The 18,012-nt window shown below is 64.3% G+C and carries 15 protein-coding genes and 1 tRNA gene; 10 read left to right on the top strand and 6 right to left on the bottom strand.

All coding sequences use genetic code 11. The features are described from left to right. Nucleotides 1-217 precede the first annotated feature (217 nt). Nucleotides 218-1,375 (top strand): HPP family protein, encoded by a 1,158-nt coding sequence (locus tag APH27_RS02495; protein ID WP_060483888.1) that lies wholly within the window; start codon nucleotides 218-220, stop codon nucleotides 1,373-1,375. Here the strand turns inward: APH27_RS02495 and APH27_RS02490 are convergent. Continuing rightward, on the bottom strand, nucleotides 1,349-2,215 hold the full coding sequence (locus APH27_RS02490) for a LysR family transcriptional regulator (RefSeq protein WP_027919662.1): 867 nt from the start codon (nucleotides 2,213-2,215) through the stop codon (nucleotides 1,349-1,351). The two genes, APH27_RS02495 and APH27_RS02490, sit on opposite strands and share 27 nt — an antisense overlap. A 180-nt stretch (nucleotides 2,216-2,395) precedes the next feature. On the opposite strand from APH27_RS02490, the gene APH27_RS02485 reads away from it, so the two are divergent. After that, entirely contained in the window at nucleotides 2,396-4,285 is a 1,890-nt protein-coding gene (locus tag APH27_RS02485; RefSeq protein WP_027919663.1) for a propionyl-CoA synthetase, read from the top strand. A 25-nt stretch (nucleotides 4,286-4,310) separates the two neighbouring features. Here APH27_RS02485 and zapE read toward each other — a convergent pair whose 3' ends face one another. Together zapE and APH27_RS02475 are read right to left on the bottom strand one after the other, a co-directional pair. Further along, the gene (gene zapE / locus APH27_RS02480) at nucleotides 4,311-5,384 is read right to left on the bottom strand and encodes a cell division protein ZapE (RefSeq protein WP_060483887.1); all 1,074 of its coding nucleotides are present in this window, start codon (nucleotides 5,382-5,384) and stop codon (nucleotides 4,311-4,313) included. A gap of 103 nt (nucleotides 5,385-5,487) precedes the next feature. After that, nucleotides 5,488-5,730, bottom strand: coding sequence for a DUF465 domain-containing protein (locus tag APH27_RS02475; RefSeq protein WP_027919665.1), 243 nt, complete (start codon nucleotides 5,728-5,730; stop codon nucleotides 5,488-5,490). A gap of 271 nt (nucleotides 5,731-6,001) precedes the next feature. On the opposite strand from APH27_RS02475, the gene APH27_RS02470 reads away from it, so the two are divergent. Then, a tRNA-Gln gene (locus APH27_RS02470) sits at nucleotides 6,002-6,076 on the top strand. Between the two features lie 151 nt (nucleotides 6,077-6,227). On the opposite strand, the gene APH27_RS02465 is transcribed toward APH27_RS02470, so the two are convergent. The 3 genes from APH27_RS02465 to APH27_RS02455 are packed head-to-tail and all read right to left on the bottom strand — an operon-like array spanning nucleotide 6,228 to nucleotide 11,376. Further along, nucleotides 6,228-8,615, bottom strand: a complete 2,388-nt coding sequence (locus APH27_RS02465) for a hybrid sensor histidine kinase/response regulator (protein WP_060483886.1) — start codon at nucleotides 8,613-8,615, stop codon at nucleotides 6,228-6,230. A gap of 13 nt (nucleotides 8,616-8,628) precedes the next feature. Next, the gene (locus tag APH27_RS02460; RefSeq protein ID WP_027919667.1) at nucleotides 8,629-9,090 is read right to left on the bottom strand and encodes a response regulator; all 462 of its coding nucleotides are present in this window, start codon (nucleotides 9,088-9,090) and stop codon (nucleotides 8,629-8,631) included. A 15-nt stretch (nucleotides 9,091-9,105) separates the two neighbouring features. Then, nucleotides 9,106-11,376, bottom strand: coding sequence for an ATP-binding protein (locus APH27_RS02455; RefSeq protein ID WP_027919668.1), 2,271 nt, complete (start codon nucleotides 11,374-11,376; stop codon nucleotides 9,106-9,108). 249 nt (nucleotides 11,377-11,625) lie between these two features. Here APH27_RS02455 and APH27_RS02450 point away from each other — a divergent pair, with 249 nt between their 5' ends. The 7 genes from APH27_RS02450 (at nucleotide 11,626) to APH27_RS02420 (ending at nucleotide 17,974) form a co-directional block, all read left to right on the top strand. Then, on the top strand, nucleotides 11,626-12,153 hold the full coding sequence (locus tag APH27_RS02450) for a spore coat U domain-containing protein (RefSeq protein ID WP_027919669.1): 528 nt from the start codon (nucleotides 11,626-11,628) through the stop codon (nucleotides 12,151-12,153). Between the two features lie 30 nt (nucleotides 12,154-12,183). Further along, nucleotides 12,184-12,720, top strand: coding sequence for a spore coat U domain-containing protein (locus APH27_RS02445; RefSeq protein ID WP_027919670.1), 537 nt, complete (start codon nucleotides 12,184-12,186; stop codon nucleotides 12,718-12,720). A 19-nt stretch (nucleotides 12,721-12,739) separates the two neighbouring features. Beyond that, nucleotides 12,740-13,273 carry a spore coat U domain-containing protein gene (locus APH27_RS02440; RefSeq protein ID WP_060483885.1) on the top strand — a complete coding sequence of 178 codons (534 nt, stop codon included), beginning with the start codon at nucleotides 12,740-12,742 and terminating at the stop codon, nucleotides 13,271-13,273. Between the two features lie 15 nt (nucleotides 13,274-13,288). Beyond that, entirely contained in the window at nucleotides 13,289-13,792 is a 504-nt protein-coding gene (locus tag APH27_RS02435; RefSeq protein WP_027919672.1) for a spore coat U domain-containing protein, read from the top strand. 40 nt (nucleotides 13,793-13,832) lie between these two features. After that, nucleotides 13,833-14,609 (top strand): molecular chaperone, encoded by a 777-nt coding sequence (locus tag APH27_RS02430; protein ID WP_027919673.1) that lies wholly within the window; start codon nucleotides 13,833-13,835, stop codon nucleotides 14,607-14,609. 165 nt (nucleotides 14,610-14,774) lie between these two features. After that, a complete protein-coding gene (locus tag APH27_RS02425; protein ID WP_371262687.1) occupies nucleotides 14,775-17,012 on the top strand; it encodes a fimbria/pilus outer membrane usher protein in 2,238 nt (745 codons plus the stop codon). Next, entirely contained in the window at nucleotides 17,009-17,974 is a 966-nt protein-coding gene (locus tag APH27_RS02420) for a spore coat U domain-containing protein (RefSeq protein WP_060483883.1), read from the top strand. The genes APH27_RS02425 and APH27_RS02420 overlap by 4 nt, the downstream gene beginning before the upstream one ends. Nucleotides 17,975-18,012 lie beyond the last annotated feature (38 nt).

Below are 18,012 nucleotides of genomic sequence, written 5' to 3'. Positions count from 1 at the left end.
GGCCAGATCAGCACTGCAAAAAAATTGCAGTACAGCCGCATTTTTTTGAATTAGCCCAATCGTCCCCCGCCCGGCACAATCCCCCTCACGAAACCCTGCGGTTTCCATCTCTCCACGGACGGAGCCCCTTGTGGTATTGCATCCGCGATACGAGGCCCAGGCCACTTCGGCTGGGCTTTCTTTTTAATCAAAAAAATTACAGATCCCGATTACTCAAATGTCTGCCATGCGTTCCGAACGTCGTCTGCAGCGGCTGTTGCCAGCGCCCCTGAATATCCCTCCCAAAGAATGGTTGCGCGCCGGTATCGGCGCGTTGCTCGGCCTGTTCCTCGCCGGTTGGTTGACCAGCCTGGCCTATGGCCCGGGCATTGCCCTGCACCTGCTCGGCCCGTTGGCCGCTTCGGCGGTACTGGTGTTTGCCGTGCATTCCGGGCCGTTGGCCCAGCCGTGGCCTGTGCTTGGCAGTTATGCCCTGGCCGGTGCGGTCGGCCTGGCCATGCGCCAGGGCTTGGGCCCCGAGTTGTGGGTGGCCGCCATTGCCCTGGGCATCTCGATACTGGTGATGTGCCTGCTGCGCTGCCTGCACCCGCCAGGCGGTGGCGTGGCGGTGAGCGCGGTACTGGCCGATTCTGAGCTGACGGCCATGGGTGATCACCTGCTGGAGCCGGTGTTGCTCAATGCGCTGATACTGGTAAGCGTGGCGGTGATCTACAACCGCCTGACCGGTGTGCGCTACCCGAAAGGCGCATTGCCGCGCAAGGACCCGCACCACACCCACGACCCGCTGCCCAGCGAGCGCGTCGGCATCCGTGGCGCCGACCTGGATCAGGCGCTGGAAGAGCTGGGCGAATTTGTCGACGTCACCCGCGACGAACTGGAACGCATCATCCTCGCCACCGAGCACCACGCCCTGCAGCGCAGCCTCGGCGGCATCACGGCGGGGGCGGTGATGTCGCGCGATGTGCAGTTCGCTTCGCCGCAGACCACCCTGGAGCAGGCCTGGAAAATGCTCGACAGCCATCACCTGAAAACCTTGCCGGTGCTGCAGCAGGGCAAGCTGGTGGGTATCGTCAGCCTCAGCGATCTGGTCGGCCCGGCCATGCAGCGGGGCCAGTTCAGTTGGCGTGGCCTGCTCGGCCGCAAAGTGGTGCGCATGGAGCAGGTGATGAGCCGGCGGGTGGTCAGTGTCAGCAGCCAGCATCCGCTGGAGCGCCTGCTGCCGCTGCTCTGCGAGCAAGGCATGCACTGCCTGCCAGTGCTCGACGGTGATCAGCTGGTGGGTGTGGTCACCCAGACCGACCTGGTCGCCGGCCTCAAGCGCCAGTTGCTCAGTGCCGCCGGCAGTGCGTCAGATAACCGGATCCCAGCGTTGTGACCAATCACTGGCGCCGGCTGCCACCAGCCGGCGCAGCACCGCGATGGCCTGTTGCAGGGCCTCGCTGTCGCGTTTGCGCGGGTACACCAGGTAGGTCGGGTAGGTGAATTCCGGCGCTTGTGGCACTCGCTCGAACACGCCGCTTTCCAGGTAGGCCTGTACGACACGAGTACGGAAATACCCGCTTCCCCCTTGGTCGAGGATGAACTGCAGGGCCAACGGCCCGAGGTTGAAACTCAGCGCGGGGCGCGCGCAGTCGGGCAGGGCGGCATCGTGCTGGCGGCGGAAGGCTTCACCCCAGTCGATGTAGATGTACGGCTCGGGCCGATCGACCCGGCGCACACGAATCAGCTTTTCTTCCATCAACTGCTCCACCTGCAGCCCTGGACCGTAGGTCGGCTGGTACACCAGTGCGGCGTCGAGCAGGCCCATCTCCACCTTGCGCAGCAACGATTCGCCATCGCTCACCTCGCTGCGGATGGCATGGCTGGGCAGCTCGCGGTGCAGGGCACTGACCCAGTCCAGCAACATCGGGTTGCCCAGGCTCACTTCCGCGCCTACATGCAGCACCTGCTGGCAACCTTCGGGCAGTGGCAGGTCGCGACGTGCCGCTTCCCAGGTTTGCACCAGCTGATTGGCATAGCTGACGAAGGCTTCGCCATCACTGGTCAGGCTGGCACCGTTGCGGCTGCGCACGAACAGCTGGCAGCCCAGTTGCTGCTCCAGGCGTTGTACGCGGGCGGTGATGGCGGTCTGTGACACGAACAGGCGTTCGGCAGCGGCGACCAGGCTGCCGCAACGCACGACTTCCAGAAAGGTTCGGGCCTGATCGATGTCCATGAGCTGCTCTGTGGCGTTAAGGGGCGCCTATTCTAAGGCCTTTGCACTGTTATGGGGCGCATAAGCGTTCCCTGCAAATGTGCATATGCGTTGTGACTTTAGTCCCATGGCGGGCCCGGTGAGGCGGGCCATACTCAATATTCGCCCTTCAATAACAACAAGTATCGGGTTGCCACCAACATGACCTATCAGCACAGCTACGCCCACTCCATTGCCGACCCTGCTGCCTTCTGGGCCGAACAGGCCGATCACCTGGCCTGGTACCGCAAACCTTCCCTGACCCTGCAGGAAAATGCCGACGGCACCCACCAGTGGTTTGCCGATGGCCGCCTGAACAGTTGCTACCTGGCCCTTGATAGGCAAATCGAGCTGGGCCGTGGCGAGCAGACGGCGTTGCTCTACGACTCACCCGTGACCGGCGTGCAGCAAGCATTCAGCTATAACCAGCTGCGTGACGAAGTAGCGCGCCTGGCCGGGCTGTTGCGCCAGTTGGGTGTGGGCAAAGGGGATGGCGTGATCATCTACATGCCGATGGTGCCCCAGGCGGCCATGGCCATGCTTGCCTGCGCGCGGATCGGCGCCGTGCATTCGGTGGTATTCGGTGGCTTTGCCGCCAATGAGCTGGCCCTGCGTATCGATGATGCGCGGCCAACGCTGCTGCTGACGGCATCCTGCGGCCTGGAATTCGACCGGGTGATCGAATACAAGCCGCTGGTCGACCGCGCCCTGCAGGCCGCTCGCCATCAGCCTCGCCAGGTGCTGGTACTGCAAAGGCCCCAAGCCCGCGCGCAGCTGCAACCAGGCCGTGATCTGGACTGGCAGCAGGCCTTGGTCGATGCCGAGCCGGTGGAACCCGTGGCGCTGGATGCCGGCGACCCGCTGTACATCATGTATACCTCCGGTACCACCGGTAAACCCAAGGGCATCGTTCGCGAAAATGGCGGCAACGCGGTCGCGCTTTGCTATGCGATGCGTCATATCTACGGGATGCAGGCTGGCGATGTGTGGTGGGGTATTTCTGATGTCGGCTGGGTGGTCGGCCATTCGCTGATCGTCTACGGGCCGCTGATGAGCGGCTGCACCACGGTGTTCTATGAGGGCAAGCCGATCCGCACGCCGGACGCCTCGGCGTACTGGCGGGTAGTCGAGCAGTACAAGGTCAATGCCTTGTTCTGCGCGCCCACCGCCATGCGTGCGATCCGAAAGGAAGACCCGGACGGCGAGCTGATCCGCAAACACGACCTGAGCTCGCTGCGCCAGCTGTTCCTGGCCGGGGAAAAGCTCGATTCCAGTACCCATCAGTGGCTGGAGCGGGTGACTGGCAAGCCGGTACACGACCATTGGTGGCAGACCGAAACCGGCTGGCCGGTGACCGCGCCTTGCGTGGGGCTGGAGGGCAGTGCGGCGCGGCCAGGTTCGAGCAACCGCGCGGTGCCGGGCTACCACGTGCGCGTGCTGGATGATGACGGGCACCTGTTGGGCCCTGATCAGCAAGGCGCCATCGTCATCGCCCTGCCGCTGCCGCCCGGGTGCAGCCAGACCTTGTGGGGCGACCATGAGCGCTACCTGCAGGCGTACCTGCAGACCTACCCGGGCTATTACCACACCGGTGACGGCGGTTATCTGGACGATGAAGGCTTTGTCTACATCATGGGCCGTACCGATGACGTGATAAACGTCTCTGGGCACCGCCTGTCCACGGGCGAGATGGAAGACCTGGTCGCACGTCACCCGGCGGTGGCCGAGTGTGCGGTGATTGGTGTGCATGACGAGATCAAGGGCCAGGTGCCGCTGGCGCTGGTGGTGCTCAAGGATGGCGAGGGTATTGCCGAGGCGCAGTTGCTGGTGGACCTGGTGGGCAGTGTGCGTGAGGAGATCGGTGCGCTGGCGTGCTTCAACCGGGTGCGACTGGTGAAGCGCTTGCCCAAGACCCGTTCGGGGAAAATCCTGCGGGCGGTGCTGCGCAAGATTGCTGACGGGCAGGCTTATGTGCCGCCCTCAACCTTGGATGATCCAGCGGTGCTGGGGGAGATCGAGGCGGTGCTGGCGGACCTGCCCAGGGCGGGTTGAGCGGGGCCGCGCAGCAGCCCCTGAATCATGAAGATCCGATCTGATGCAGTTGCCCCAGGCGACTGCGGGTGCGCATCAGGTCGGCCAGTGGCCCACCGAGGCTTTCTTCAAGTGGCCGTCGCCCGATGACGGTCACCTGCCGGTCCTGGTCATACAGCACATCCACCAAGTTGACGAAGCGCTGCTGCGCCGCCAGCGAGCACTCCGCCAGGTCATCCAGCCCATCGATCACCCACTCGTCGTATAGCCCGGCCAACACCAGGTAGTCGATCACCGCCGTGGCCTTCTCGCAAAGGTCGTCAAAGGCCAGCACCACGCGCCGGCCATCAATGGCCAGGGCGCGTAGCGGGCGCTTGTTCACTTCCAGCATCACGGGCTGTTCATCCGGCACGTTCAGCGCCTGGCGCTGCGCTGCATTACCCGGCCACACATAGTGCCCCTGGGTGAAACGCTGGTGCTCACGGTTGGCCGGCAGGCTGCGAAAATCGGTGTCGCCGCCGACTTCGAGCACTTCCATCGAACTGTTGATCAGGCGGATCACGGGCAGGAAACGCTCGTGGTACAGCGGGTTGGGCAAGAGCCCTTCAGGTGCGTAGTTGGAGGTCACCAAAAGGAAGATGCCGCGGGCGAACAGGGCGTTGAACAGCCGGGTCAATAGCATGGCATCGCCGATGTCATGCACATGGAACTCGTCGAAGCACAGCACCTGGCAGTCGCCGAGCAGTTCGTCGAGGGTCGCGCCCAGTGCATCGTCCAGCAGGCGGTGCTGGTGCATGCCTTGGTGCAGGCGGGCGAAAAAGTCATGGAAGTGCAGGCGCCGCTTTGCCGCTACCGGCGCGGCCTGGAAAAAGCCATCGAGCAGCCAGCTCTTGCCGCGGCCTACCGAGCCATACAGATAAAGGCTGCGAGGTTGGCCACTTTCCAGTTGGGCGAGCTGCACCGCCATGCTGTGGATGACCCGGCGCTGGCCATCGCTGAGCTGATAGCCGCGGCTGGCGGCCTTGGCTTCGAACCAGTTGAGCAGTTCACTCTGCTCGGGCGCTGCGGCGCGCAGGCGCTGGCCAAGCTGGCGCAGCGGAGCGGGGATCCAGGCGGACAAGGCAAAGCCTCCTCGGGCGATGGCTGGGCAGCGCAGCTTGCCCGAGGAAGGCGGTTTTGACCAATACAAAAAGTGCCAGGCATTGATCGTCTGGCACGATAATTCAGGCCTTGCGCTCCAGCTGGCGCTCAATCATGTACTTCACGGTCAACCGGCGTTCCTTGAGCTGGCGCAGGTCTTCGTCGACAAAATTGCCTGCCGAGATCGATTCGGCGGCCAGCACCTGGTTGTCGATATCCATGTACTCGTCGAGCAGGCGGTCGAGGGCCTTGTCCTGTTGCCGCCGCTGCTGGACGATTTCGCGCGGGTAGTGCAGGTCCTGGTAGAGGTCGTGAGAAACGGGCATGGAGGCCTCCTTGGTCAACACAGTTCGTGTATCTGATTGGAAGGGAGGAATGCGATTGTGTTGAAGCGAAGCGCTGGAAAAACGACGGATGGTTGCCTTCTAGGCCCGTGAAAACCGCCCGGGAACACTAACTTGCTGTTTTAAGGCATTTTTTTTCACGTAGGGGGTTCACAGACCGAAACTTTGTTGTTAAAGTGCCGCGCATTCCAAGACAACAACCCAGTTGTCACCCAATTGGAATTGTCAGAGCAGCATCAGCTGCATCCGATACAGGGGCGTCGCCAAGCGGTAAGGCAGCAGGTTTTGATCCTGCCATGCGTTGGTTCGAATCCAGCCGCCCCTGCCATTTTTCTCTTCAAATCCCTATTCATGATTCAGTGCAGATGACTATCGGCGCTGGGTTTTGTCGTTTCCGTTTCTTGCAATGGCCTCTTCGCGGGTAAACCGGTGCGCCGAACCGATTTACCCGCGAAAGGGCCAGTGCAGGCGAAGCAGGTCTAACCTGGCACCCGCAGCAGTTCATTCAACACCCTGGCCAGTTCATCCGCCTGCACCGGCTTCTGCACCACCAGGCTCCCCGGCAGTTCCAGCCCTTCCAGCTCTGCATACCCGGTCAGAAACACCACCGGCAGCTGCGGATGTCGCTGGCGTGCCGCCAGGGCCAGTTGCCCGCCGTTGAATTCGGGCATGGCAAAGTCGGTCAGCAGCAGGTCGATATCGTCGTCCAGCAGTACCAGCGCCTGCTCCCCACTGTGCGCCTGACGTACCTGGTAGCCATACTGGCGCAGCACGTCACCGAGCATGTCGCGCACCAGATGATCGTCATCCACCAGCAGTACCGTGCGGTCTCGGCCACTGTCATCGATCGAAAGGGTGGCAGTGGGCAGGACAGGGTCGACGGCGACTTCCTGCTTCACCGCCGGCAAGTACACCGCCACCTGGGTGCCATGCCCAGGCTCGGTATCGATGCGCACACCGCCGCCGGATTGCTTCGCGAAGCCGAACACCTGGGCCAGACCCAGGCCGGAGCCTTTGCCGATGTCCTTGGTGGTGAAGAACGGCTCGAACACCTTGGCCAGCACTTCTTCGCTCATGCCGCAGCCGGTGTCGCGAATGCTCAGCATCACGTACTCACCCGGCTCCGGGTCTTCCGGGCGCTGCGGGCGCGCCTTGATCCGCGTGTTGCGGGTCGACAGGGTCAGCTGGCCGCCTTCTGGCATGGCGTCGCGGGCGTTGATCGCCAGGTTGAGGATGATCATCTCGGTCTGGGTCGGGTCGGTCAGCGCTTGCCACAGGCTGTGGTCCAGGTCCAGACGCACCAGGATGTTTCCGCCGAGGGTGCGGCTCAGCAGTTCCTCCAGGCCGGTAAGGGTGCGGTTCAGGTTCAGCGGCACCGGCTCCAGGCGCTGGCGGCGGGAAAAGGCGAGCAGCTGCGAGGTCAGCTTGGCGCCGCGCTCACCGGCTTCGCGGATGTGCGTCAGGCGGCTGCGGGCCTTTTCCAGTTCACCCTTGGCCAGGTCGCGTTCAAGAAAGCTGGCGCCGGTGAGGATGACCGTGAGCAGGTTGTTGAAGTCGTGGGCGACCCCCGCAGTGAGCTGGCCGACAGCCTCCAGCCGCTGCATCTGCTGCAGCGCCGCCTCGATGCGTTCGCGCTCGGTGATCTGTTCGCGCAGGCGGGTGTTGGCTTCGGCAAGGCCGAGGGCGTTTTCCCGTTCGCTGGTGATGTCGCGCGCTACCACGTAGAGCAAGGTGTCTTCCGGCACCACCACCCAGGACAGCCAGCGCAACTGGCCGCTGGCATGCTGGATGCGGCCGACGAAGCGTGCGCTGCTGCGGCCGTGGGCAAGGGCGGCCAGCTCGGTGAGCAGGGCTTCCTGATCTGCCTCCGGCAGCAGGTGCAGCAGCGAAGTCTGGCTCAGGCGCTCGCGGGAAAAGCCCAGGCTGGCCTCCCAGGCCGGGTTGAGGGCCACTGGGGTCAGGTCTTTGTTGAGCACCGCGAGCAAGTCCTGGGACAGTTCCCAGGCACGGTCGCGTTCACGGGTGCGGCGCTCGACCCGTTCGCCGAGCATTTCGTTGAGCTGCTTGAGCGCCTGGGTTGCCTGGCGCTGGGTATGGATGTCCTGCAGTACACCGGAAAACCGCGTGCACTGGCCGTCGACGAACTGGCACTGGCCGCTGCTGAGCAACCAGCGCGGTTCCAGGCCGTTGGGTTGGGCGATGCGGAACTCGACCCGGTACAGGCCGTCGCTGTCCGGGCGCATGGCTTGTTCAACGGCATCGCGCACCTTGGGTTGGTCGTCGGGGTAGATGCCGGCGTAGAACACCTGCAGGTCCATCTCGGTATCGACCGGCAGGCCGAACAAGGTCTTGCAGCGGTGGTCCCAGATGAGCTGGCCCTGTTGCGGGCGGAAGTCCCAGGTGCCCATGCCGGCGGCATCGATGGCAATGCGCGCGCGTGCTTCGACATCGGCCAGGGCTTCCTCCGCGCGGCGACGGCGCTGGCGCTCCTGCACTTCGGTGAGGGCCCGGCGCACGGCTTTGGGGAGCAGCGGCAGGTTTTTCTTGAGCACATAGTCAGTGGCGCCCAGGCGGATCATTTCCACCGCATGCTCTTCGCCATAGATGCCCGAGAGGAAGATGAACGGCGTGTCGGGCGCCAGGCGCTGGGCGATGGCCAGTACATCGGTGCCGGAAGAGCCGGGCAGTACGCAGTCGCACAGGATCAGGTCGAAGTCGGCCTGAAGCAGGGCGTGCTCGAACCCGACGTGGTCGAACACCAGCTGCGATTGCACCTGCAACCCACTGCGCTCCAGGCACATCAAGGTCAGCTCGGCGTCCATCGAGCTGTCTTCGACCATCAACATTTTCAGCGGTGTCGGCAACATCTTGGTGCAGGCCTCAGTTGCTACCGCGCCGGTTCAGGCGCAGTGAACCGGGTGGCGGCTCGTTGAGCACCGCCCAGAACACGCCCAGGTCAGAAATCGCTGCGACGAACTCCTTGAACTCCACGGGCTTGACCACGTAGGCATTGACGCCCAGCTCATAGGCGCGCAACAGGTCAGGCTCTTCACGCGAAGAGGTCAGCATCACCGTCGGGATGCTTCGCAGCTCTGCGGTGGCGCGTACTTCCTTGAGCACTTCCAGGCCATCGACCTTGGGCAGTTTCAGGTCCAGCAGCAGGACCGCCGGGTTGCCATCGTCGCGATCGACGTAAGCGTTGCGCCGCAGCAGGTAGTCGAGTGCGTCGGCGCCGTCACGCAAGACGATGACTTCGTTGGCCAACTGGCTGCGCTCCAGGGCCAGGAGCGTCAGCTCCAGGTCCCGGGGGTTGTCTTCGACCAGCAGGATGGGCTTGAGCATGGTAATACGGGTACCTCAGGTAGTTGCCGGGTGGCGCGGCAGAGTGAAGTGGAAGCTGGCGCCCTGATCGACCTGGCCTTCGGCCCAGACCCGCCCGTCATGGCGCTCGATGATTCGCCGCACGCTGGCCAGGCCGATACCGGTGCCTTCGAAATCTTCCATGCGGTGCAGGCGCTGGAACACCCCGAACAGCTTGTTGGCGTAGGCCATGTCGAAGCCTACACCATTGTCGCTAATGTACACCTCGGTCTCGTCCTGGTGTTGGCGGGCGCGGATCGTGATGTGGGCAGGTTCACGGCCACGGGTGTACTTGATGGCATTGGCGATCAGGTTGTGCAAGGCCATGTTGATGAACGCCGGGTCGGCGATCACCTTGGGCAGTGGCGCGATGTCCCAGACGATTTCGCGGCCTTGGTAGTCGGGTGCCAGCTCCTGGCGGATGGCTTCGACCAGTGCGTTCAGGTCGACATCCGACAGGCGCAGTGCCGAGCGGCCCATCTGCGAAAAATTGAGCAGGTTGTCGACCAGGCTGCCCGCGAAACTCGCGGCCTCTTCGATGTGATGCAGGAAGCGTCGGCCGCGCTCGCTCAGGCCGTGGCCCTCGATTTCGCCCAGCAGCTCGGAATAGCCGGCGATGTGCCGCAGGGGCGCACGCAGGTCGTGGGACACACTGTAGGAAAAGGCCTCGAGTTCCTTGTTCGAGCGGCGTAGCTCATTGGCAAGCTGCGCCAGTTCCTCGGCCTTGCGCAGGACGATGCCGAGCACCGCCGTGCGCAGTTCGAGCACGCCCTCGATCACCAGCGGGCCCCATGGCTCACAGTAGCCACTGACCTGCTCCTGCCAATGTTCGAAGCTGTGCCGCGGGTTGAGCGCGCCCTGGGGGCTGACTTCCTTCTCGGGGCGCCCGGCCCAGTTGACCGTGCGCACCTGTTCGGGGCGAAACCACAGCAGGTAGTGCGAATGGATTTGCGAGATGGCCACCGCCAGCACGCCGCCGGCATGGGCCGCGAGCTCTGGCAGCTCATCTATGTCACGGCGCAGGTTGTCGCTGTGGAACACCGTCTCATCGCCGCGCCGGGTCAGCCAGTGCACCAGTGCCGTGACTTGTGCGGCCGGTGGCGTCTGGCCGATCAGGTCGCAGCGCTCGGCAGAAATCACTGCTGCGCCGCTGGCGTTGGCGAACGCCAGCAGCACCTCGGGCAGGTCACGCAGGCCGTCGCTGACGCTATCGTGGTCGGCCATCGACGAGATCATGCGCACGATATGCTGGCGCAGGTCGAGCAGCTGGCGGGTCTTGGCGTGCGATTCGCGGCTTTCGATCTGCAGAGACAGCACGCTGGCCAGCAATTCGCAGGCGGTGCGGGTGCGCAGCTCGACCGCGCGCGGCTGGGCGTGGTGACAGGAGATCAGGCCCCACAGCTCGCCATCTACCACGATCGATAACGACATCGACGCCAGGGTGCCCATGTTGCGCATGTACTGCAGGTGCACTGGCGACACGCTGCGCAGGGCGGCGAAGCTCATGTCCAGGGGCTTGCCGGTGCGCGGGTTGTTCGCAGGCAGCAGCGGCGAGGCCTGGTAGTTGGCATCCTCGATCACACGGATGCGGTTGACCCGGTACAGGTCGCGGGCCTGGCGCGGGATGTCCGAGGCTGGGAAGCACAGGCCAAGGTAGCGCGGGTAACCAGCGTCGGCGAGTTCGGCCAGCACCTGACCATTGCCCTCAGCGTCGAAGCGGTAGGCCTTGACCCGACCGAAACCGGTGAGGCGCTTGACCTGCACCACGCACTGCTGCAGCAGCTCTTCCAGGCTGTCGGCGTTGTGCAGGCTGCTGACGAAACCGCGCACCAACGGGTAGTAGTCACCCTGGTCGGCCAGGTCGACGGGCGGGCGCAAGGGTTCGAATTCGGCGATCAGCACCTGATCGTGGCGGTGAGTCAGCAGGCGCAAGGTGTCGGCGAAGGGGGCGCCTTGGCGCAAGCGTACGTCGCCGATATGAAACGGGAATGCCTCGTCTTCAGGCAGGCGTTCGAGCTGAGTGCGCAAGTCAAAACTTTCGCTGACCACGTCGGCGAAGTTGCAGCCGATCAGCTCCCGCGCTGGCACGCCCAACCAGCGTTCGACGTTCTCACTGGCCTGGAGGACGCGCAGGTCGCATTCATCCAGCACCAGCAGAAAGCCATGCGGCTGAATGCTGCCGGGTATCTGGATCGGCTCCTGGGCGCAGCGCTCCACGGCTGCGGCGAGCGCGTTGTCTGCAGTCGTCAATGGAAACGCTCCTGTCAATTTGTTCCATGCATGCCGTATGTATCGGATCACGGCGGTTGGCTGTCAGGCACGGTACCAGATTGTTGGCCGTTTTACCGGCCTATGGCCATTGGAGGCATGAGATGGCCAGGGGTTCGCCTGGGTTGGCAAATTTCTTGCCGGTTGGCTAGCGCTTTGTCATTAGCTCAAAAGAATGGCATGGCGCCATCACGCTTCTGCCACCTGCTGCTACGCTCAAATTCACAGTAGAAGAACAAGGAACATCCAGTGACGGAACGCTTTGTGGCCGCGCTGTTTGGCCTGTTGTTGAGCGGCAGTGCCGTAGCGGCGGACTTCCTGGTAGAGGTGCGGGTGCTGGTGCAGCGTGGCTGCATGCTGGTCACCCAGCCGCGTGACGCGGGCGCCCAGGCCCTGGGTCTTATTGACCTGGGCAGTACCGCTCGTCTGGATGGCCCGGATGCGCCATTGAGTGGCGTATTGCTCAACAAGCGCCCGCCACGCCTGGAATGCAACCCTGACACGCCTTATCAGGTGCGCGTCGACGGCGGCCAGCACGGCGGTGTCGGCGAACTGCGTTTCCTCGCCAGTGAAGATGCCAAGGCCAGACCAATTCCCTATCGCCTGTACCGCGATGCTGCCTGGCGTGAGCCGGTGGTCGTCGGTGAGCCCCATGCTGCACGCGTATCAGACAGCGGTTCGGTTGTACTGCCGCTGTACGCCCGTATCGACAAGCTGGCCTGGGTGCCTCGGGCCGGGCAGTACGCCGATCTGCTGAAAATCACCGTCACCTGGTAGCGAGGCCACCATGCACAAGGACGTCATGCCATGAACCGCACTTCGCTCCTGTTGCTCAGCCTCGGCCCGCTGCTGTTGCCCGGCGGCGCTGTGCATGGCACCACCACCGGGTTCATCCAGGCGCGCCTGGTGATCAGCGCCGCTTGTCAGATCAACAGCGGCGACCAGCCGCCCGCCACCTTGGGCAACCCTGGCCTGATGGATTTTGGCCAGCGCGGCCCGAACTGGGATGCGCCGTTGCGCAGCCGGGTTGACGAGGCGGGCGGAGAAGGCAGCTTGCAGATCAGTTGCACGCCCGAGGTGCGGGCTTTCAATGTGCGCATCAATGGTGGCCTGAATGGCGACGATGGTGTGCGTCGGCTCAGCAATGGCCGCGAAATGATCCCCTATCAGCTGGCGGTCGACCCCGGTGGCAACAGCCGCTACGGCATCGGCCAGGCCCGTGCTTTCACCATCAGCAGTACCGAGCAGATCCCGATTCCCATCTACGGCGTAGTGGTGGCGCAACCGCGCTCGCTGCCGGCCGGGCTGTACCGCGACACCTTGAGAGTGACCCTGGACTGGTAAACGACGCAAGGAGACTCCGATGCGAACGACTTTCCCTCGCTGCATGCTCGCCGGCTTCGGCCTGGCCATGGCAGTTCACGCCCAGGCCGCCACGGTGACCGGGAACATCACCTCGACCCTGACCCTGACCTCGGCTTGCCAGGTCAACGGCGCCGGCGGCACCACAGGGTTGAACTTCGGTAACCTGAATTTCGGGACCGCCGATGCCCTGTTCACCACCGCCAACGCCCAAGTGCTGGGCGGTGGCGGCGGTGCCATGAGCATCCTGTGCTCGGCCGGCACGGTGCCGGTGATCAAGGTGCGCGCCGGTACCCATGATGGCCAGTCGAGCGGTGGCACCCGGGCCCTGGCTGATGGTGCAGGCAACTTTGTGCCGTACGACTTCTATACCGATGCAGGGCGAACCCAATTGCTGGCGGTCGACGGCACTATCACCCTGCCAACCAGTACCGGCGTGGCGCAGACCGTCAACCTGTACGGCCAGGCGCGCGGCAAGGCGGGCCTGCCGGCAGGTACGTATACCGACACCGTTGCCGTCGAGCTGTCGTTCTGAGCCATGTGCGCCTGCATGCGCACATGGCTCGGCGGGTGCCTGGTGGGGGGTGGCGTGTTGTTGGCCGCGCCTCTGGATGCGGCTACCAGCAGCACCTTCCAGGTGAGCGCGCAGATCGTTGCCGGCTGCCTGGTGGTGGGCGGTGTGACCAGCTATGGCGTGCTCAATTTCGGCACCCAGTCGGCGCTGGCCACCAGTACCCTGAGTACCTCGCTGGGAGGGACCACGGTGACCTTCCAGTGCACGCCAGGGGTGGCCCTGAGCATGAGCCTGGACGGCGGCCAGAACAGCGCCAGTGGCACGCGCAACCTCAAGCGCACCGGCGGCACACAAGTGCTGGCCTACCAGTTGTACCGGGACGCGGCCTTCAGCCAGGCCTTGGGCATCGGCCAGAGCGTGACGGTGAGTTACACGGATGCCACAGCTATCAAATTGCCGGTGTATGGCCGTACCCAGTTGCCCGGCACCTTGCCGGCCGGGACCTACACCGATGTGGTGCAAGTATCGGTGACCTGGTGAACACACCAGCACCCAAGAAAAAGAAACCAAGGAGAGTGGCATGGGGGTAGGCGCGAAGTGGGCGCAGGGTGTAATCGGTTTGTTGCTACTGGCGAGCCTGCCGGTGAAGGCAGCCACTTCAGTGCTGATCTGGCCGATCGACCCGGTGCTGGAGGCCGACCAGAAGGCTGGTGCGCTGTGGCTGGAGAATCGCGGCTCGGCCCCGGCCAGCCTGCAGGTTCGAGTGTTCGCCTGGCGCCAGGGCGACTATCAGGAGCAGTACCAGGCCCAGCGCGAAATCATCGGTAGCCCGCCGGTGGCCAACATCCCCCCAGGTCAGAAGCAACTGATACGCCTGACCCGCACCGGCAGCTCGCCGGCCGGTCAGGAGCAGGCCTACCGGATCATCATCGATGAAATCCCTTCGCCCTTGCCGGCCGATGCTGGCAGCTCGGGCACCACGGCAGCAATCCGCCTGCAGATGCGTTATTCCGTGCCGCTGTTCGTCTACGGCGAGGGGCTGTGGGGCAAGGCCGACCCGGAGGGCAAGCGCAATGCCGCCGGGGTCGGCACGCCGCAGCTGAGCTGGCGCCCAGTGACGGTGCAGGGCAAACCCTATGTGGAAATGCGCAACACCGGCCCGGTGCATGCGCGCCTGACCGATGTGGTGGTGCAGCAGGGCGGCCAGGCCAAGCCTTTGGCCGAAGGCCTGCTCGGCTATGTTTTGCCAGGTGCCAGCATGCGCTGGCCGGCGCCGGTGGCGCCGAACGCTGGCAGCGTGATCAAGGGGAGGGTGAACGGCCAGGAAACAGCCGAAGCGATCCGGCAAGGGCAATGAGCCCTCCGCCGTATGAAGGGCAAGGGCCATGGAGGACCTGGCAATGGTCGGAATCCGTGTGTGAGATGGCTGTCGCGGGCTTCGCGCCGCTGGTGCCTGGGGCTGACCTTGTTCGGCCCCTGCCTTGCGCTGGCCGACGACCTGCCACCGCCGCCCGGCGAGTCCATGGCCATCGCCGACGCCACGCTGTACCTGGACCTGCTGGTGAACCAGATGCCCAGGGCTGAGCTGGTGCCAGTGCAGCAACGTGCCGGGCGCCTGTACCTGGACAACGACGTGCTGCGCAGCCTGGGCGTCAAGCTGCCGGGCGACCCGCAGGGTGAGGTGGCGCTGGACGATGTGGCGGGCCTGCATGCCGATTACGATAGCCAGAACCAGCGCCTGTTGCTGCAGGTGCCTGCGGCCTGGCTGCCGGACCAGCAGGTCGGCGACCGCGGCCTGTACCCGGCCAGCGAGGCGCGCAGCAGTTTTGGCGCCTTGTTCAACTACGACGTGTACCTCAACGACACCGATGACGGCGGCTCCTACCTGGCCGCCTGGAACGAGCTGCGCCTGTTCGACAGCTGGGGCACGTTCTCGAGCACCGGCCAGTGGCGCCAGTCGTTCAATGGCGCGCAAGATGACAGCCGCCAAGGCTTCCTGCGCTACGACACCACCTGGCGTTTCACCGACGAACAACGCCTGCTGACCTATGAGGCTGGCGACTTCGTTACCGGGGCCTTGCCCTGGACCAGCTCGGTACGGGTCGGCGGCATTCAACTGTCGCGTGACTTTGGCGCGCGCCCAGACCTGGTCACCTACCCCTTGCCGGCGTTTGCCGGTGAAGCGGCGGTGCCGACCTCGCTGGACCTGTTCATCAATGGCTACAAGTCCAGCACCACCGAATTGCAGCCAGGCCCGTACACCCTGACCAACGTGCCGTTCATCAATGGTGCCGGTGAGGCAGTGGTAGTGACCACTGACGCCCTTGGCCGGCAGGTGTCCACCACCTTGCCGTTCTACGTCACCAGCAGCCTGCTGCAAAAAGGCCTGTCGGACTTCTCGGTGGCCGCCGGTAGCCTGCGTCGCGACTATGCCGTGGAAGACTTCGGTTACGGTACCGGTGTTGCCTCGGCCAGCCTGCGCCATGGCATCAGCGACAATTTCACCGTGGAAACCCATGCCGAGACCGCCGATTCGCTGCTGCTGGGTGGCCTGGGCGGCAACATGCGCGTGGGCACGTTCGGCGTGCTCAATGCGGCCTTGGCGCAGAGCCAGTTCGAGGGTGAGAAGGGCCACCAGGTCGCCCTCGGCTACCAGTACAACAGCCAGCGCTTCGGCTTCAACTATCAGCGTGTGCAACGCCACGGCGAGTATGCCGACCTGACCCGGGTCGACATTCCCGACATGCAGCTGAGCCAGCGTAGCGAGCAGGTGACCCTGAGCGTCAACCTCAACCAATACGGCAGCCTGGGCGCCGGCTATTTCGATGTTCGCGCCGGCGATGGCACGCGCACCCGGCTGATCAACCTGAGCTGGAGCAAGCCGCTGTGGGGTAACAGCAGCCTGTACCTGTCGGCCAACCGCGAGGTCGGCGACAGTAACTGGGCGGTGCAGGCGCAGGTGGTGATCCCGTTCGATTTCGGCAGCACCCTGGCGGTGAGCACCGAGCGCAGCAAGGACGGCGAGAGCCTGCAACGGGTCAACTACAGCCGTGCGGTGCCAGTGGGCGGTGGCGTGGGCTACAACCTCGGCTATGCCAGCGGTAGCGACCGCGATGCCTATCGCCAGGCAGACGTCACCTGGCGCATGCAGTCGGTGCAGTTGCAGGCCGGTGTGTACGGCAGCAGTGGCGAGATGACCCGCTGGGCCGATGCCAGTGGTTCGCTGGTGTGGATGGATGCCGGTGTATACGCGGCCAACCGTATCGACGATGCCTTTGTGGTGGTCAGTACCAGCGGCTACGCCGACGTGCCGGTGCGCTACGAGAACCAGGAAATCGGCCGCACCGACCGCAGCGGTCACCTGCTGGTGCCGTACAGCAGCGGCTACTATCGCGGCAAGTACGAGATCGACCCGATGAACCTGCCGCCCGACGTGCTGGCCGCCGAAGTCGAGCAACGGGTGGCAGTGCGCCGTGGCAGCGGCTACCTGCTGGAATTCCCGCTCAAGCGGGTGCTGGCGGCGAGCATCGAGCTGGTCGACGGTAACCAGCAACCCTTGAAGCTCGGTAGCAAGGTCAACCACCAGGAAAGCGGCAGCCAGGCCGTGGTCGGTTGGGATGGGCTGGTATACCTGGAGAACCTGTCGCCGCACAACCGCCTGCAGGTAATGCTGGAAGGAGGAGGGCAGTGCGTGGTCGAATTCGATTTGCCCGATACGCAAGGTACAGTCCCGCTGATCGGCCCGCTGGTGTGCCGATGAAGCGGCTATGGTGTGCGCTGCTGATGCTGCCTGCGGGTTCCGCCTGGGCATTGTGTTCGTCCGTGCCCACGTTGCCGGCGGCGTTCGGAACGATCAACTCGACCTTGGTACGCACCACTGTGCAGACCGCTTCGTCGACCAACTCGGGGCTGCAGTGCACGGGGTCCCTGCTGAGCCTGCTGACCTCCACCGACCACTTCAACGCCACCATCACCTCGGCCTCGGGCACCAGCGGCCTGGTCGGCCCCACCGGCGACGTCATCGGCTACACCCTGTACGCCGATAACAGCACCAACTACCCGATCAGCCGCGGCGTGCAGTTCGACTTCGCCCGCAACGGCATCATCGACTTGCTCGGCCTGCTTGGCGGCACCACGCCCAAGTCCGTGCCGCTTTACTTGCGCACCCAGGTGGGCAGCAACGTCGCGGCAGGTCTGTACCAGGAAAACCTCACGGTTGCCTGGAGCTGGAACTACTGCTCCGGCATCGGCGTTGGTGCCATCTGCCTCGGGCGTGACATCGGTTCAGGGACCCAGAACCTGACTGTCACCCTGACCGTGAGCAACGACTGCCAGATCACCACACCCAACATCAGCTTCGGCAGCGCGCCGGTGGTGGCCGGGTTCGGTACGGTAAGCCAGAGCGTGAGCCTGTCTTGCACCAAAGGCAGTGCCTATACGGTGGGCTTGAATGATGGGGAGAACGTATCGGGCGGGCGGCGACGGATGAAGTCCACGGCGGGCAACTACCTGGCCTATGACATCTTCAAGAGCGCAGGGACTGTGCGCTGGGGGTCGCTGACTACCGCCCGGCGCTCGAGTAGCGATGCTGACGTGAACCCAGGCAACGGGACGGGGACGGGTAGCCAGATATTCAACTACAACGCCAAGGTCTACACCGACCAGGCCACGCCGCCGGCGGCGAGTTACCTCGACAATGTGATTCTGGATGTGCAGTTCTGAAGGTGCAAACCTGTATCGGCCCCTTCGCGGGTAAACCC

The organism is Pseudomonas sp. NBRC 111123 (assembly GCF_001320205.1).
Lineage (GTDB): Bacteria > Pseudomonadota > Gammaproteobacteria > Pseudomonadales > Pseudomonadaceae > Aquipseudomonas > Aquipseudomonas putida_J.
The sequence above is the reverse complement of the archived record's forward strand: the minus strand, read 5'-3'. Positions and strand labels throughout refer to the sequence as shown.